Genomic DNA, 17524 nt, shown 5'->3' on the forward strand with positions numbered 1-17524 from the left:
GCGCCGGGGCCGTCCGCCGGACGGGTCGCTCAGGCCGAGCCGTGCGGATGATCGGGATGGTAGGTGAGTACCTGTTCGCTGATCCGGATACGGCCGCCGGGCGGCAACTCGGTGGGTGACTGGCTGATCCTGGTCCAGCGGGGTTCCCCGGGGGTGGAGACGAAAGTACCGGCCGCGGTACCGGCGTCGCGGAGGAACACCTTGCCGGCGTCGACCGAGAGGTAGGCGTGGACCCGGGAGATATGCCGGTCGCGCTGGAGTACCAGCGGGGCGGCGGTATTGCGGCGCACCGATTCGTCCACCGAGGGGCCGCGGCCGATGACGTAGGCGCGGTCCAGCGGATAGGCGGTCCCGTCCTCCGCGACCAGGGCGGGCGCGGCCGGTTGCCGCTGTTCGGTGGTGTGCGACCGGCCCGCGCGCAGATGGGGCCGGGCGGGCTCCTTGCGCAGCCGGATCGGTTCCACTGTGCCGCGCAGCGGCGCCGGCGCCGCCGACCAGGCCTGGGTACCGGGCAGTGGTTCCGGGGCGGGGGGTTCGGCGAGGCCGGTGCGCGGCCCCGCTATCGCCTCGGCTTCGGGTTCGCTCGCGGCCAGACCCGCCGGGGCCGTCGCGGGAGGTTCGTAGGTGGCGCCCTCCGCGGCGGCCCCGGACGACCGGGCGGACCGCGCGGGGGTTCGGTCCTGCTTCTTCTTGCTCGTGCGTACCGCGGCCCGGATGACGAAACCGCCGCCGGGCACCACGCCGGCGCGCAGGTCGGTACGGGGGTACGGGGTGATCTGCGAGTCGATTCCCGGGCCCACCGCGAGAGTGCGCACCGGATCGCGCACGATCTCGTCGACCCAGGTGAACGCGCGGGCGCCGACGAGCCGCCGGGAGCCCTCGGCACCGGAGATCATGGCCGATACGGGGCCGCGCAACAGCACGAGCGTGCCGTCGGCGGCCGGGGCCACCAGTCCGAACGGTGGCGGCTCCGATCCGGTGCCGAAGACGACGGCGGCCAGCCGCTGCGCGATGGCGGCTCCCGGATGCTCGGCGTTCGCCACCGCTTCCACCGCGCCGAGTATCCGCTCGGTCGAGGCATTGGCGCCCACAAGATAGATCACGACATCACCGAAGCGCGCGACCAGGCCTTCACCTGGCGCGATACCTATGGTGGACGTATCAACGCGCACCCGCGGCTCCTTCCTGGTGCACCACCGGATCCAGCATAGATGCGAGCCCGTTACCCGGTCCCCGGGACGGAGGCCACGGATCGCCCGGTGGGGGATATCGTTCGGGTAGGCGACGCCGTACCGGAACCGGAGGAAGGACATATGCCATTCAGCGCTTCGGGTGGCCGCACCCCCCGGGTCACCGCATGATCCGGCCGGCGCGGTTCGCGGATATTCCGGTGCTGCGGGATATCGAGGTGCGGGCCGCGGAGCCCTTCGCCGCGGCGGGGATGGACGCGGTGGCCTGCGACGAACCGCTCGCCGCGGCGGTGCTGCGGGAATTCGTCGAGGACGGTCGCGCCTGGGTCCGGGAGCTCGACGGAGCCGGCCCGGTGGGGTACCTGATCGCCGCCACGGTCGACGGGAACGCCCATATCGAGCAGGTGTCGGTACTACCCCGGTACCGGGGCGCGCGGATCGGCCGCGGCCTCATCGACCGCGCGTTCCGCTGGGCCGCCGCGCACCGGCTGCCCGCGACGACCCTGACCACCTTCACCGAGGTTCCGTGGAACGGGCCGTATTACCAGCGTCTCGGCTTCCGCTACCTGGACCGCGCCGAGGAGACCCCGCAGCTGCGGGCCTTGCGCGCCGCCGAGGTCGCCCACGGCTTGGACCGGTGGCCGCGCGCCTGTATGCGCGCCGAGGTCGACGCCTGGGAGTACGCCTGACTCCACTGCCACGGGGCGGTAACGGTTCTGCTGCCGCCTACCGGCTACGGCTCTATTGCCGCCAGGCGGCCACCGCCGCCGCGGCCGCTGGGTGGGCGGCCGCCCGGTCGGCCGCGATCAGGCCGATGCGGGTGCGCCGGTCCAGGAGGTCGTCGGCATCGAGGGCGCCTTCCCGGGTGAGCGACCACACGAACTCCGCCGCCAGCACATCCATACCGGGAGCCACCGGCCCCGCCAGCTCCGGGTTCGCGGCGGCGAGAGCGGCGAGGTACGGGGCTTCGGCGCCGTAGCGTTCGATCAGCAGGGGTGCTGCGGCCAGCCGATCCCGGGCGGCGCCGGTCACCGCGCCGACGAGCGGAAGATCGGTGGTGCGGCACGGCCCCGCGGCCGGGAACCTGTGCGCCACGGCCGTGTCCACCGCGTCCTGCGCCATCTTGCGGTAGGTGGTGAGTTTGCCACCCACCACGGTGATCACGCCGTTCGGCGCGGTGAGAACCGCGTGTTCGCGGGAGATATCGGCGGTGTTCTCGCCGCCGGTGCGCAGCAGCGGGCGCAGTCCGGCGTAGCTGCCCCGGATATCGCTGTGGGTGAGCGGGATACGCAGGACGGTGTTCACGGTATCGAGCAGGAAATCGATCTCCGGTTCGGTGGGACGCGGTTCGTCGGGCACCGGGCCGGGCGCGTCCTCGTCGGTGAGTCCCAGGTACACGCGCCCGTGCGGGGCGGGCAGGGCGAAGACGAAACGACCGGTGGAACCGGGGACCGGGACAGTCAGCGCCGCGCTCAGCCCGCCGAATGCCGCGGCATCGAACACCAGGTGGGTACCGCGGCTCGGGCGCAGGGAGATGCTCGAGTCGACCCGGTCCGCCCAGACCCCCGTCGCGTTGATCACGGCCGCGGCGCGGACGGTGAGCGTCTCCCCGGTCCGGGTATCGCGCAGGGTGGCCCCGTCCCCGGTGACCGCCTCGGCGGCCACCCGGGTGAGTACGGTGGCGCCGTGCGCCGCCGCGGTCCGGGCCAGCGCGACCACCAGCCGGGCGTCGTCGACCAGTTGCCCGTCCCAGGCCTGCAACCCGCCGCGCAACCCCTCTCGGCGCACTGTCGGCGCCAGTCGCAGCGCTTCGGCCCGGGTCACCCGCCGCGACCGCGGTAGCAGCGCGGCCGGTGTGCCCGCGCCGGCCCGCAGGGCGTCCCCGGCCAGGAAACCCACCCGGATCAGCGTTCGTGCCGGGCGGTCGATACCGGGCAGCAGCGGCACCAGTTGGGGTAACGGCCGCACCAGATGGGGCGCGTTGCGCAGCAGGAGACCGCGCTCCGCCGCGCTCTCGCGGGCGATACCGATCTTCCCGCTCGCCAGATAGCGCAGTCCGCCGTGCACCAGTTTCGAACTCCACCGGCTGGTGCCGTGCGCCAGATCGTGTTGTTCCACCAGGACGGTGCGCAGTCCCCGGGTGGCCGCGTCGAGCGCGACCCCGGCGCCGGTCACGCCGCCACCGACGACCAGCAGATCCACGGACGGCTCGTCACCGAGGGCGGTGAGTTCGGCCGTGCGGCGGTGGGCGTTCAACGCGGACCCGGCGGTCGCGCTCGGACCGCCGGTTGCGGAAGTCTTTCCGGCCATATGTTCTCGGCGCGGCTCCCCACCCGGGGTGGGGACGGAACGCGGCCGGGCCGTGTCCGTTGGTCGCCGCGCGCTACTCCTTCCTGGGCGAGGGTGCTCCGGGCGCGAGATAGGTATCGAGGGCGTGGTGGAGCTCGGTGTCCATGGCGGACCCGTCGAGCAGATCGGCGACCGTGGCCGCGGACTGCACCGTGGACTGTGCGATCAGCAGCATCATGGCCGCCAGTTGCCCGGGGTCACCGGCGCGCACCGATCCGTCGGCCTGGCCCGCCCGGATCTCCGCGGCGAACAGCTCCAGCAGATGCCGCTGATTGCGGCCCAGACGCCCGAAGACATAGGTCAGCATCAGGTCCGTATCGGTGCGGAAGATCTTGCCGAACAGCGGATTCGCCCGGACCTGGGCCGCACCCGTCACCACACCGGCGATCAGCCGGGCGCGCGCCGGGCCCGATCCGGGCATCGCCGCGGTGATGATGCCGCGTAGTTCGCGTACGAGCAGTTCGGCGATGAGCGCACGGCTGTCGGGCCAGCGTCGATAGACCGTGGGCCGGCTCACTCCGGCCCGGCGGGCCACTTCGGTGAGGGTTGTCCGCCGGACCCCGAATTCGGCCACGCATTCGCGTGCCGCGTCCAGGATCGTCCGTTCCACGGAGCTGTCTTCGGGGGGTGCCGATTCCGACCGCATCTTCGACTCAGTCTTCCACCACTGTTTACTGCTTGACAGAACATGTAAAACTGTAACGCATGACCGAGGAGCAAGCCGGACCCCGGGCGGCCGCGGGCCCCGGCGCGGGACGAATCGATATGGTGTGGGACGCCTGGGGTGTACCCGCCGGCCACACACCGCTGCCCGAGCAGATCCGCGGTCTGCTCACTCAGGTGTTCGGCGTCTCCGGGAAGATCGCGACGCGTCGTGCCGAGGGCGATGTGGCGCTGCGACCGTCGGTCCTCTCCGCGGCCCGGCGGTCCGGTCTGGCGGATCTGGTGGGTGCGGCCCATATCTCCACCGAGCACGCCGCTCGGCTCCGGCACGCGGGCGGGAAGAGCACCCCCGATCTCCTGCGCCGCCGGGATCCGGCCCCGCAGGACGCGCCGGACGCGGTGGTCCGGCCCGCCGGCCATCAGCAGGTCTGCGCAGTACTCGAATACTGCTCCGCGGAGGGGATCGCCGTGGTGCCGTTCGGCGGGGGTACCAGTGTGGTCGGCGGTCTCGACCCGGTGCGCGGCCGGTTCGAGAGTGTGATCGCCCTGGATCTGCGCCGGCTCGACACGCTGATCGACTGCGATCCGCTCTCGGGGACGGCTACTTTCGGCGCGGGTGTCACCGGGCCGCGTGCCGAAGAGCTACTGGCCGCGTACGGGCTGTCGCTCGGCCATTTCCCGCAGAGCTTCGAATTCGCCAGTATCGGCGGTTTCGCCGCGACCCGCTCGTCCGGTCAGGCCTCCGCGGGATACGGGCGCTTCGACGATATGGTTCAGCGCCTCCGGGTGGCCACGCCCACGGGAACCCTGGACCTGGGCCGGGCACCCGCCTCTGCCGCCGGACCCGATCTCCGCCAGTTGTTCCTCGGCTCCGAGGGCGCGCTCGGTGTACTCACCGAGGTCACGGTGCGGGTGCATCCGGTACCCGAGGCCACCGCTCATATGGCCTGGTCCTTCCCTGATTTCTCGACCGGTGCCGCCGCTCTGCGAACGGTCGTGCAGACCGGTGCCGCCCCGACCGTGCTGCGTTTGTCGGACGAGGCCGAAACGGGGTTGAACCTCGCCCGGGCCGGCGATATCGGCGGCGCCTCCGTCTCGGGGTGTCTCGCGGTGACCACCTTCGAAGGCACCGCCGCGCATATCGCCACCCGGGGCGCCGAAGCCGCGGCACTCCTGCGCGCGGCCGGTGGTACCGAACTCGGCGCCGGACCCGCACGCGACTGGGAACACGGCCGGTTCGCCGCACCCTATCTGCGGGACGCGCTGCTGGACGCCGGGGTGCTGTGTGAAACCCTCGAAACCGCCACGACCTGGCGCGAACTGGAAAATCTCCGGGCAGCGGTCACCGCCGCGCTCACCGATTCCCTGACCGCCCAGGGGACCCCGCCGCTGGTCATGTGCCATATCTCGCATACCTACCCGACCGGCGCCTCGCTCTATTTCACCGTGGTCGCGAAACTGCTCGACGAGCCCCTCGCCCAATGGCGAGTCGCGAAGACGGCCGCCGGGAACGCCATCGCCGCCGCCGGTGCCACCATCACCCATCACCATGCCGTCGGCGCCGACCACCGGGCCTGGCTGCCGGACGAGATCGGCGAGCAGGGAGTGCGGATACTGCGCGCGGTGAAACGGGAAATCGACCCGGCCGGCATCCTCAACCCTGGCACACTGCTGCCATGACCGAAGCCACCCGCCGCGACGCGGGCGTCCGCGAGGTGCGCGCGGTCGCCGTGGTGACCAATCCCTCCTCGGGTCAGGGCCGGGCCCGTGCCGCGGCGGATACCGTCGTCGAGCTGCTGCACCGGGGTGGTGTGGTGGTCACCGAGATCAACGCGCCGTCGGCCGCCGGAACCCGGCAGCAGGTGGCCGATATCGTGACCGGCGCAAACCTCGACGCTGTGGTCTGTGTCGGCGGTGACGGCCTGGTCTCCACGGTCCTGGAGCCGCTGGCGCATTCGGGTGTGCCGCTGGCCCTGGTACCGGCGGGCACCGGTAACGACCTGGCGCGCGAACTGGGTATCGGCGACGATCCGGTCGCGGCCGCGGAACTGGTCCGGCATGGGCGCGCGCGCAGTATCGATCTGGGCCGGATCGAAGCCGGCGGCCACGACCCCATGTGGTTCGCCACCGTCGCCTGTACCGGATTCGATGCCCGGGTCACGTTGCGCGCCAACCGGATGCGCCGTCCGCGCGGACCGTTGCGCTACACCCTCGCCGCGATCGCGGAGATCACGCACGGCACCGCGGTGCCCTACCGGATCGAACTGGCCGGGGGTGACCGGCCCGATCAGGTCGTCGAGACGGAGGCGCTGCTGGTGGCGGTGGGCAACACCACCACCTACGGCGGTGGGATGCTCATCTGTCCGGACGCCCGCTGCGACGACGGACTACTGGATGTGACGGTCGTCGGTAAGGTCCCGCATCGAGAACTGCTGCGTCTTCTGCCCGCGCTCTCGTCGGGTAAACGGGTCGAGCATCGCGCGGTGAGCCGGTACCGGGTGCGGACACTGCGGCTGAGCGCGCCCGGCGCCCCGGCCACCGCGGACGGGGAACCGGCCGGGCACCTACCCCTGACGGCGCGTATCGCGCCACGGGCATTGACCGTACTGACGCCGTGAGCCGCTCAGGCGGCGAACCGGACCTTACGCAGCCGGTCGATACCGATACGGTCGAACACCACGACGGACGCGGGTTCCGGGCGGGGTCCCGCTCCGGTCTCCACCCGGTTCAGCAGTCGTCTCCAGTGCCGGACATGCCAGCGGAACGACAGCCGGCCGACCCGCCGGCCGCGCGCGTACTGGTCGGCGCGGGCGATCGCCGCCGGCACATCCAGCAGCACCATGTGCAGTTCCCGCCCGTGCCGGGCTGCCCAGCGGGTCAGTATCCGCCGGGTGAGACCGATGGTGCCGCAGTCGTGGATGACCACCGGCCCGGAGTGATCGCGCAGTGCCGCCCGGATCCGGCTGAAATGCACCATGTGCACCACCGGCCGCCACAGCGGGTACGGCAGCCAGGCCAGGCGGCGCCGCCAGGAGTTACGCGCCTGAATGGAATCGAGCACCACCGAACCGTCGGGTCCGCGCGGCGCGCGTTCGGCCTCGGGGTCGGAGCCGAAGAGTTTGCGTAGCGCGGTGCTCTTACCCGCGCCCGGGATACCGGCGAATATCACTGCGGCGGTTGCCGGGTACCGTAGCTCCCTTGTCGCCCGGCCCCGGAGATCGTCGACGGCCCGGGGGCGGACGATATCCGAATCCGATTCCGGAAAAAGGGATTCGGGAGGATGCAGCGGTACGGAGTCGAGCGGGGGGTTCACCCCGTCCAGGGTCCCCAGTGAGATCGATTTCGGCAAGACAGCGGCCCCTCCCCGATGGAACTCGCAGCACACGAGCTGGTGATCGGTCACAATACCTGTGCCGTCGGGGCGGAGAATTCCGGGATTCAAGCTGAGAATTGCTTATGGATTCGAGGCGATGACCCCGAACAGCGGTAGGATATCCGGTGTAGGCGGAGTCTCCGGTGTCCCTCATCCACCGAAGGCTCCGCCTTCGTCTTCTCCCGGTATCCCTGCCCGCCACCCCCGATGCTCCACCGCTGCGCTCGGGTCCGGACCCGACGGAGCCGGAGGCGGCGCCACCCCACACAACCCCGCGCCGCCGCCGACGAGGCCGATAACACTAGAATCGCGGCGTGACCAGCGCAGCCCCTGACAACACGCGTAATCGTGCCGATGCCCTCCCCAAGAGCTGGAATCCCGGCGAGGCGGAGGCCGACCTGTACGAGCGCTGGGTAGCCGCGGGTTACTTCACCGCCGACCCGGCGAGTTCCGCACCGGCGTATTCCATCGTGCTGCCGCCGCCGAATGTCACCGGCACGCTGCATATGGGGCATGCCCTCGACCACACATTGATGGATACCCTGGCCCGCCGCAAACGGATGCAGGGCTACGAGGTGCTGTGGCTGCCGGGGATGGACCATGCCGGTATCGCGACCCAGTCCGTGGTGGAGAAGCAGCTCGCCGCGGACGGTAAGACCAAAGAGGATTTCGGGCGCGAGTTGTTCGTGCAGAAGGTCTGGGACTGGAAGCGCGAGTCCGGCGGCGCGATCCAGTGGCAGATGCGCGCGCTCGGCGACAGTGTCGACTGGTCGCGGGACCGCTTCACCATGGACGAGGGCCTGTCCCGGGCCGTGCAGACCATTTTCAAACGCCTCTACGACGCCGGCCTGATCTACCGGGCCGAACGGCTGGTGAACTGGTCGCCGGAACTGCGCACCGCCATCTCCGATATCGAGGTCAAATACGACGAGGTCCCCGGCGAGCTGGTGTCGCTGCGCTACGGTTCGCTCGACGACGCCGAACCGCACGTGGTGGTGGCCACCACCCGGGTGGAGACCATGCTCGGCGATACCGCGGTCGCGGTGCATCCGGAGGACCCGCGCTACGCGGACCTGATCGGCACCACCCTCGAACATCCGATCACCGGGCGGCAGATCCCGATCATCGCCGACTCCTATGTGGATCCCGAATTCGGTTCCGGCGCGGTGAAGATCACACCCGCGCACGATCCGAACGACTTCGAGATGGGTCTGCGGCACAACCTGCCGATGCCCACGATCATGGACGAGCGCGGCCGGATCACCGGGACCGGTACCGAATTCGACGGGATGGACCGTTTCGAGGCGCGGGTGAAGGTCCGCGAACGGCTGGCATCCGAGGGCCGGGTGGTCGCCGAGAAGCGGCCCTACCTGCACAGTGTCGGTCATTCCGAACGCAGCGGCGAACCGATCGAACCCCGCTTGTCCATGCAGTGGTGGGTGAAGGTGGAGGCGTTGGCCAAGGCAGCCGGGGACGCGGTGCGCAACGGCGATACCGTCATCCATCCGGCGAGCCAGGAGCCGCGCTGGTTCGATTGGGTCGACGATATGCACGATTGGTGCATCTCCCGGCAGCTGTGGTGGGGCCACCGCATCCCGATCTGGTACGGCCCGGAGGGCGAGATCGTCTGTGTGGGTCCCGACGAGCAGGCGCCCGAGGGCTGGGTGCAGGACCCCGACGTCCTGGACACCTGGTTCTCCTCCGGGCTGTGGCCGTTCTCCACCATGGGGTGGCCGGATGCCACTCCGGAACTGTCGAAGTTCTATCCGACCAGTGTGCTGGTCACCGGCTACGACATCCTGTTCTTCTGGGTGGCCCGGATGATGATGTTCGGCACCTTCGTCGCCGAGGACGCCGCCATCACCGCGGGCAAGGACGGCGAGTACCAGGTGCCGTTCCGGGACGTGTTCCTGCACGGACTGATCCGCGACCAGTACGGTAAGAAGATGTCGAAATCCCGGGGCAACGGGATCGACCCGCTGGACTGGATCAACGACTACGGCGCCGACGCGCTGCGGTTCACGCTGGCGCGCGGCGCCCAGCCCGGCGGTGACCTCTCGGTCGGCGAACCGCACGCGCTGGCCTCACGCAGTTTCGTCACCAAACTGTTCAACGCCACCAAGTTCGCGCTGATGAACGGCGCCCGCCCCGGCGAGTTGCCCGCCCGCGAGACGCTCACCGACGCCGACCGCTGGATCGTCGACCGGCTCGACGCGGTGATCGCCGAGGTCGACACCGCGTTCGACGCCTACGAGTTCGGGAAGGCCTGTGAGGCGCTCTACCACTTCGCCTGGGACGAGCTCTGCGACTGGTATCTGGAACTGTCCAAGGTCCAGTTCGCCGAGAGCGAGGAGCGGGCCGATTCGACCCGGGTCGTGCTCGGAGCGGTGCTCGACGCCGTGCTGCGGCTGCTGCACCCGGTGATCCCGTTCGTCACCGAATCGCTGTGGCAGGCGCTGACCGGCGATGAATCGGTGGTGATCGCGAGCTGGCCGCGCCCGTCCGGGACCTCCGCGGATACCGCGGCCGCGCAGCGGATCGCCGATCTGCAACGGCTGGTCACCGAGATCCGCCGCTTCCGCAGCGATCAGGGACTCAACGACAAGCAGAAGGTCGCGGCACGGCTGCTGGGCCTGGATACCGCCGGACTCGGCCACCTCCATCCCGAGGTGAGCAACCTGGGCCGGCTCACCGAACCGGGCGCGGATTTCGCGGCCACGGCGTCGGTGGAGGTGCGCCTCAGTGGCACCACCGTCACCGTCGAAGTGGATACCTCGGGCACCGTGGACCTCGCTGCCGAACGCCGCCGCCTGGAGAAGGATCTGGCCGCCGCGCAGAAGGAGCTCACCGGTACCGAAGCCAAGCTCGGCAACGAATCGTTCCTGGCCAAGGCCCCGGAGCAGGTGGTGGACAAGATCCGGAACCGGCGCGCGGTGGCGGCCGCCGAGGTCGAGCGGATCGGGGCCCGGCTGGCGGAGCTGAGCGGCAAGTGAACACCCCCGACGGGTATCCGGAGCCGGAGCGGCAACACGGCGGCGCCCGCCTCGGTAGCGGGCCGTCGCCGGTGGAGCTGGCGGAGATGGCGCTGGTCGAGGCCGAACTCGATCAGCGCTGGCCGGAAACCAAGATCGAGCCGTCGCTCACCCGGATCGCCACGCTGATGGATGTACTGGGGTCGCCGCAGGGTGGCTACCCCGCCATCCATATCGCCGGAACCAACGGCAAGACGTCGGTCACCCGCATGATCGACTCGCTGCTCACCGCGCTGCACCGCCGCACCGGCCGCTTCACCAGCCCGCATCTGCAGCTGGCCACCGAGCGGATCAGTATCGACAACCGGCCCATCTCGCCGGGTCGCTACGTGGAGCTCTACCGGGAGCTGCAGCCCTATATCGAGATGATCGACGCCCAGTCGGAGACCGCGGGCGGCCCACCGATGAGCAAATTCGAGGTGCTCACCGCCATGGCGTTCGCGGCTTTCGCCGAGGCGCCGGTCGATGTGGCGGTAGTGGAGACCGGGATGGGTGGTAGCTGGGACGCCACCAATGTGATCGACGGCCAGGTCGCCGTGATCACCCCTATCGGGCTGGATCACACCGACTATCTGGGCCCCGATCTGACCTCCATCGCGCGGGAGAAGGCCGGGATCATCAAACGCGCCCCCGATTCGCTGGTGCCGGTCGACAATGTCGCGATCATCGCCGAACAGGATCCCGAGGCGCTGGAGGTTCTGCTGCGCCGGGCCGTGGAGGTCGACGCAGCGGTGGCGCGGGCCGGATCGGAGTTCCGGGTGCTCGGCCGCAGGATCGCCGTCGGCGGGCAGCAACTGGAACTGCAGGGGCTGGGTGGGGTCTACGACGAGATCTTCCTGCCGTTGCACGGAGAGCATCAGGCGCACAATGCCGCGCTCGCGCTGGCCGCGGTGGAGGCGTTCTTCGGGGCGGGCGCCCAGCGCCAGCTCGATATCGAGGCGGTGCGCGCGGGTTTCGCCGCGGTCACCAGCCCCGGCCGGCTCGAACGGATGCGCAACGCGCCCACGCTCTTCATCGATGCCGCGCACAACCCGGCCGGTGCGGCCGCGCTGGCCGCCACACTCGGCGCGGAATTCGATTTCCGCAAGCTGGTCGGGGTGGTCGCTGTGCTCGGGGACAAGGACGCGGAAGGAATACTCACCGCGCTCGAACCGGTTTTCGACGAGATCGTGGTCACCAGCAACGGGTCGCCGCGGGCGCTGCCGGTCGACCGTCTGGCCGACCTGGCCGTTCAGCGGTTCGGCGACGAGCGGGTGGTCACCGCGCCCACGCTGCCCGACGCGGTGGAGACCGCCGTGGCACTCGCCGAGGAAGTGGGCGAATCGGGCGAGATGGTCTCCGGCGCGGGCGTGGTGGTCACCGGTTCGGTAGTGACGGCCGGCGCCGCCCGCGCACTGTTCGGTAAGGATCCGGCGTGACATCGGCCACCCGGACGTACCCTGGACCCTCGATCCGCCGAACACGGCCCGAAAAGGTCCGGCGCCCGACCCGGGCCCGGAGCGAGGGGACGAAGGCAGGGCTCGTTCGCGGACCGCAGGCCGTTGAGCGCTTACGGTGGCGTGAGCCCCGAACCCGCGCCGCCGAAGGCGGCGCCATGAACAAGGACACCGTATGAGTGAGCACGACGCGCCGGAACCCGAGCCGGCCGCTCCGGCCCCGCCCGACCCCTGGAAGGGGCTGCGCGGAGTGATGGCCGGGGCCCTGGTGCTCGAGGCCGTCACCGTACTGCTCGCCCTGCCGGTGGTCGCCGATATCGCGGGTGGTGTCACCTGGCTGTCCGGGACCTACCTGGTGGTGCTGGCGCTGCTGATGATCGCGGGTGCCGGGTTGCAGCGGCGTCCCTGGGCCATACCGTTCAACCTGGGGTTGCAGGTGCTCGTCCTGGTCGGCGGGGTTTTCCATCTGTCCATCGCGATCATCGGCGTGATCTTCCTCGCCGTCTGGGCGTTCATCCTGCTGCTGCGTTCCGATGTGAAGCGCCGGATGGACGAGGGGACCCTGCCCAGCCAGCGGCCGCGCGGATCGTGAGAGCTGAGAGCGGTATCCCCCGGTCTTCCCGTGGCCGGATGGGCGGGTTCCGTTCCGGTCGTGCGCGGACCGCGGTCGAGGCTCGCTCAGCTGCGCCTATTACGCTGGCCCCGTGACAGAGCAGACGTTGATTCTGATCAAACCGGACGGTGTGGCCCGCGGGTACGTCGGTGAGGTGCTGAGCCGGATCGAGCGCAAAGGCCTGAAGATCACGGCCCTGGAGCTCAAGCAGGTGAGCGAGGAACTGGCCGGCGCCCACTATGCCGAGCACGCCGACAAACCGTTCTACGGTTCGCTGATCGAGTTCATCACCTCCGGTCCTGTGGTGGCGGCCGTCCTGGAGGGGCCCCGCGCCATCGCCGCGTTCCGGCAGCTGGCCGGCGGAACCGATCCGGTGGAGAAGGCCGCGCCCGGTAGCATTCGCGCGGATCTGGCTCTGGAGACGCAGTCCAACCTGGTGCACGGGTCGGACTCGCCCGAATCCGCCAAGCGTGAAATAGCGCTCTGGTTCCCCGAATTCCCTCTCTGATCCTCGCCGGGTGCCGGGCTTTCCCTATCCGTGTGAGGGCCCGGAGCGGCGCCGTGGCGAACACCTGGCGCATGGTGTGGGATACTGGTACCGGTCGCGCCCGGAACCGGGTGTGACCGGATGACACGCTGCGGAACGATGCCGCCATCGCTGCCGCGGACGTACAGCCGGATTTCTGGGCTGCGTCTGCCCGGCGCGCTGGACGAGTGCTCGTACCGCGGGGTTCAGCCATATGCCAGGCGCCGCGTGGCCAGTTAGCCCGACCGACGTTCGATAGTGGAGATAACCGGGCACGCGGGGCGAGACCATGGACCTCGTGCCAACCGCGCGAGGCGGACGGAAAGCGTCCCCGCGACGGCCGCGTCACTCGATGAGGAACGCGCCCGGGGGCCCGAGGAGACTTCGTGGCCGATCAAGAGCCGCTGAACACCACATCACAGGACGACGATCATTTGCCGGAGCGGATCCGAGTACATGCCCTCGCCAAACGGCTGGGAGTGACCAGCAAGCGCATTCTGGCCAAACTCAGCGAACTGGGCACCGAAGCCCGTAGCCCGCAGTCGAGCGTGGACCGGGCGGTCGCGGAGTCGGTCCGCGATTCGCTGACCACCCCTGCCTCGAGCCCGGCCGAACCGGCCCTGTTCGACCCCGCGGCTCCCGCGCCGGACCCGGCGGCCGCCGCGCCCGGCGATCCGGGTGGGAACGCGGCGGAGTCCGGTACCGCGGCGGAGGCCGCGACCGCCGGGCAGGCTCCCGGCCCCGGGACCGGGACCGGGCAAATCCCTGGCATCGATAACCGGTCCGGGGCGGTCGTGGGGGAGCCGGCCGATACGGGCACGGTGGGCCAGGGGCCCGAACCGGTCACCTCCCCCGAGGGCGAGACCGCCCCGGGCGAGACCGCCGCGGTCTCCGAAGAGCAGAACACCGCGACCGCAGCCGCCGAGACCGCCGGCTCGTCGGCCGCCACGGTCGCCGTTTCGGCGGTCGTGACACCGGTCGCCTCGGATACCGGTGTCTCCGGCCCGGCGGCCCCTCCGCCGACCTTCACCGCGGCCACCGGCCTGTTCGCGAGCCCGGTTCCCGAGGAGCCGGCGGCGGCCGAACCGGTCGTCTTCGAATCCGCGGTCGTCGCGGCCCCGCTGTTCCTCTCCCCGGACGCCGCCGCGGCCGAGGAACTGCGCCGGCGTCGCAAAGCCGAGCAGGAGTCCCGGGAGCAGGCCGAGGCCGAGGCCGAGGACGAGACGGACACCGGGGCCGGTGCCGACGATCAATCCGATCAGGACGACTCCGATGATCAGCCGCGTCGTCGGCGGCGCGGCCGCCGCGGCCGCGGCCGGGGTCGTGGTGAACAGCCCGCCGACGCCGACGGCGATACCGAATCCGAGAGCCCGGCCGAGTCCGCGGAGGCGCCCGACGCCGATACCGAGGAGAAGAGCGCGGAGACGGACGAGGCCGAATCCGGCGAGTCCGATACCGGCGAGGACTCCGATACCGGAACGAGCCGCCGGCGGCGCCGCCGGCGGCGGCGCAAGGTGGCCGGGGAATCCGGTGACAACGAGCCGGCCGAGGACGATCCGCCCAATACCGTCGTGCACGAGCGCGAGCCGCGGAACAAGACCCGCGCCCGCGTCGACGAGGTCCAGGGCATCACCGGCTCGACCCGGCTGGAGGCCAAACGGCAGCGCCGCCGCGACGGCCGGGAGGCCGGTCGCCGCCGCCCGCCGATCCTGACCGAGTCGGAGTTCCTGGCCCGGCGCGAGGCCGTGGACCGGGTGATGGTGGTCCGCGAGAAGGAGTTCCCCGGACATTCGGCCGCCACCCAGGTCGCCGTGCTCGAGGACAATATCCTCGTCGAGCATTTCGTCACCAGCACCGGCTCGGCGTCGATGGTGGGCAACGTGTACCTGGGCAAGGTGCAGAACGTGCTGCCCAGTATGGAAGCCGCGTTCGTCGATATCGGCCGCGGGCGCAACGGTGTGCTCTACGCGGGCGAGGTGAACTGGGAGGCCGCCGGGCTCGGCGGTAAGGAACGCAAGATCGAGCAGGCCCTCAAACCGGGCGATCAGGTACTGGTCCAGGTGAGCAAGGACCCGGTCGGCCACAAGGGCGCTCGTCTCACCACGCAGATCAGCCTGGCCGGGCGTTTCCTGGTGTACGTACCCGGGGGCACGTCCACCGGTATCAGCCGCAAACTGCCCGATACCGAACGCAAGCGTCTCAAGGAGATCTTGCGCGATATCGTGCCCGCCGACGCCGGCGTCATCATCCGCACCGCCTCCGAAGGCGTCAGCGAAGCGGAACTGACCCGCGACGTGGAACGGTTGCAGGCCACCTGGCGCAAGATCGCCGCGGCGGCCGAGGGCCGGGCCACCGCCCCGAAGACCCTCTACGAGGAGCCCGACCTACTGGTGAAGGTGGTCCGGGACCTGTTCAACGAGGACTTCTCGAAACTGGTGATCGAGGGTGAGCGCTCCTGGACCACCGTCGAGAACTACATCGGCACCGTCGCGCCCGATCTGCTCGCCCGGGTCTCCCGGCACGAGAACAACGGGGCCGACGTCTTCGAGACCTACCGGATCGACGAGCAGTTGGCCAAGGCGCTGGATCGCAAGGTGTGGCTGCCCTCGGGCGGCACCCTGGTGATCGACCGCACCGAGGCCATGACCGTGATCGACGTCAACACCGGGAAGTTCACCGGCTCCGGCGGCGGCAATCTGGAAGAAACGGTCACCCGGAACAATCTCGAGGCGGCCGAGGAAATCGTGCGGCAGATGCGGCTGCGCGATATCGGCGGCATGATCGTGGTCGATTTCATCGATATGGTCCTCGAATCCAACCGCGATCTGGTGCTGCGCCGGCTCACCGAGGCGCTGGGGCGCGACCGCACCCGGCATCAGGTCTCCGAGGTCACCTCGCTGGGCCTGGTGCAGATGACACGTAAGAAGCTGGGTACGGGCCTGGTGGAGGCGTTCTCCACGACGTGTGAACACTGCCACGGCCGCGGCCTGCTGGTGCACAGTTATCCGGTGGAGGCCGCCGGTTCGGAGGAGTCGGCGGGCCGGGGTCGCGAAACGGGTTCGCGACGCCGCCGCAGCCGCGACAAGTCCGCGGCCGCGCCCGCCCCCGCGGCGGCACCCGCGGTGCCGGAGGTAGCCGAGGAGGACGCGGCCGCCAAACGCGCCCATCCGGTGGCACTCGCCATGGCCGCCCATCAGACGGACGAGACGGCCGCAGACGTGGAAGCGGTCCCGGCGCAGGATACGACGGGCCCGGACGGTGTGCCGGCGAGCGCGGAGGCCCCCGCGGACCTCGCCGCCTCCGGTGCCGGAGCGGCGCCGGACGGTTCCGCCCGCACCGCGGCCGGGACCGGTGCCGCCGAGAAGGCACCGGAACCGCGGCGGCGCCGCACCCGGGTTCGCCGGTCGTCCGGTGCGGCGGCGTCCGGCGACGAGCGTCCCGCCGCGGAGCTGAACGGCAGCGGTGCGCATGCCGAGGCGGCCGCCGCACCGGACAGCGCGCAGCCGTCTCCGGCCGCATCGGAGGAGGCACCGGAGCAGCCCGTCGCATCGGAGGAGGCACCGGAGCAGCCTGTCGCACCGGCCGTCACCGAGCCGGTGGCCGCCGGTCCGGAGGCGAGTGTCACGGCCGACCCCGCGGTGAGTGAAGCCGCCGTGGATACGGACGCCGCGGCGCGTAACGGGGTGCCGGACGCGCCGGCGGAGAGCGCGGCGGATCGGCAGGCCGCCGCGGAACCCGCAACCGAGGCCGGAGACGGGGTGCCCCCGGTCCGGGCTCGCCGTCGCCGTGTCGCCCGTTCGACCTCGGCGCCGGCCGCCGACAGTACGGGCACCGTTTTCGTCCTCTCGGCGCAGGAGCAGCCGTCCGCGGCGGTGGCCGATTTCTCGGCCGAGACCCCGGAGGTCGAGCTGCCGGCCCGCCGGGTGCGCCGCCGGGCGGCCGGCCGGCCCGCCGGCCCGCCGGTCGACGAGCAGAACTGAGTTCCCCGAGGAACGCCCGGCCCACTGGATCGACAGGGCCGGGCGTTCTTCTTCGGGCACGGGCGCTGCCGTCGAACCGGCTCGTTGCCCGATACGGCCGTCCGGGCGTGTTCGCGGCGAATCGGCAGGCCGCCCCGCTGCGTGGACGCGCTTCTCGGGTGCGAGCCGGGGACCGGTTTGGTCGCGTGTACCGGCATCCTGTAATCTTGGCCAGTCGCTGCCCGGCGGCAGCAATGCGCTGTTCCGTGGCCGGTTCCCGATACCGAGAGCCACCAGGTGCTGAGGCGGCGGTGATTACCAGACCAGTCGTACGGTCGATCCGGTGTGAACCGGGGGACGACCGTATGAACGAGTGCCGAGCA

At 70.7% G+C, this 17524-nt stretch carries 12 protein-coding genes; 8 read left to right on the top strand and 4 right to left on the bottom strand.

The window, feature by feature from the left end; translation table 11 throughout:
* Window positions 1-29: 29 nt before the first annotated feature.
* Window positions 30-1172 (bottom strand): FHA domain-containing protein, encoded by a 1143-nt coding sequence (locus ACYR7D_RS12735; protein WP_459549720.1) that lies wholly within the window; start codon window positions 1170-1172, stop codon window positions 30-32.
* A gap of 185 nt (window positions 1173-1357) precedes the next feature.
* On the opposite strand from ACYR7D_RS12735, the gene ACYR7D_RS12740 reads away from it, so the two are divergent.
* On the top strand, window positions 1358-1879 hold the full coding sequence (locus tag ACYR7D_RS12740) for a GNAT family N-acetyltransferase (protein WP_459549721.1): 522 nt from the start codon (window positions 1358-1360) through the stop codon (window positions 1877-1879).
* A gap of 52 nt (window positions 1880-1931) precedes the next feature.
* Here ACYR7D_RS12740 and ACYR7D_RS12745 read toward each other — a convergent pair whose 3' ends face one another.
* Both ACYR7D_RS12745 and ACYR7D_RS12750 read right to left on the bottom strand, forming a co-directional pair.
* Window positions 1932-3500 carry a glycerol-3-phosphate dehydrogenase/oxidase gene (locus tag ACYR7D_RS12745; RefSeq protein ID WP_459549722.1) on the bottom strand — a complete coding sequence of 523 codons (1569 nt, stop codon included), beginning with the start codon at window positions 3498-3500 and terminating at the stop codon, window positions 1932-1934.
* Between the two features lie 73 nt (window positions 3501-3573).
* Window positions 3574-4185 carry a TetR/AcrR family transcriptional regulator gene (locus ACYR7D_RS12750; RefSeq protein WP_459549723.1) on the bottom strand — a complete coding sequence of 204 codons (612 nt, stop codon included), beginning with the start codon at window positions 4183-4185 and terminating at the stop codon, window positions 3574-3576.
* 119 nt (window positions 4186-4304) lie between these two features.
* Between ACYR7D_RS12750 and ACYR7D_RS12755 the strand changes: the two genes are divergently transcribed.
* The gene (locus ACYR7D_RS12755; protein WP_459550135.1) at window positions 4305-5882 is read left to right on the top strand and encodes an FAD-binding oxidoreductase; all 1578 of its coding nucleotides are present in this window, start codon (window positions 4305-4307) and stop codon (window positions 5880-5882) included.
* Entirely contained in the window at window positions 5879-6820 is a 942-nt protein-coding gene (locus tag ACYR7D_RS12760) for a YegS/Rv2252/BmrU family lipid kinase (protein WP_459549724.1), read from the top strand. Before ACYR7D_RS12755 ends, ACYR7D_RS12760 begins: the two co-directional genes overlap by 4 nt.
* Window positions 6821-6825: 5 nt before the next feature.
* Here the strand turns inward: ACYR7D_RS12760 and ACYR7D_RS12765 are convergent, their stop codons facing one another.
* Window positions 6826-7551: an AAA family ATPase gene (locus ACYR7D_RS12765; protein WP_459549725.1), complete on the bottom strand. Its 726-nt coding sequence runs from the start codon at window positions 7549-7551 to the stop codon at window positions 6826-6828.
* Window positions 7552-7889: 338 nt separating this feature from the next.
* On the opposite strand from ACYR7D_RS12765, the gene ACYR7D_RS12770 reads away from it, so the two are divergent.
* From ACYR7D_RS12770 to ACYR7D_RS12790, 5 genes are all read left to right on the top strand, one after another.
* Window positions 7890-10568, top strand: a complete 2679-nt coding sequence (locus ACYR7D_RS12770) for a valine--tRNA ligase (protein WP_459549726.1) — start codon at window positions 7890-7892, stop codon at window positions 10566-10568.
* Between the two features lie 71 nt (window positions 10569-10639).
* On the top strand, window positions 10640-12025 hold the full coding sequence (gene folC / locus ACYR7D_RS12775; RefSeq protein WP_459550136.1) for a bifunctional tetrahydrofolate synthase/dihydrofolate synthase: 1386 nt from the start codon (window positions 10640-10642) through the stop codon (window positions 12023-12025).
* Window positions 12026-12218: 193 nt separating this feature from the next.
* Complete coding sequence (locus tag ACYR7D_RS12780) at window positions 12219-12635, top strand: DUF4233 domain-containing protein (RefSeq protein WP_459549727.1); 417 nt, start codon at window positions 12219-12221, stop codon at window positions 12633-12635.
* Between the two features lie 112 nt (window positions 12636-12747).
* Entirely contained in the window at window positions 12748-13164 is a 417-nt protein-coding gene (gene ndk, locus ACYR7D_RS12785; protein WP_459549728.1) for a nucleoside-diphosphate kinase, read from the top strand.
* A 404-nt stretch (window positions 13165-13568) separates the two neighbouring features.
* Window positions 13569-17162: a translation initiation factor IF-2 N-terminal domain-containing protein gene (locus ACYR7D_RS12790; RefSeq protein ID WP_459549729.1), complete on the top strand. Its 3594-nt coding sequence runs from the start codon at window positions 13569-13571 to the stop codon at window positions 17160-17162.
* Window positions 17163-17524: the final 362 nt, after the last annotated feature.

The sequence above is a fragment of the Nocardia sp. X0981 genome (assembly GCF_977089955.1).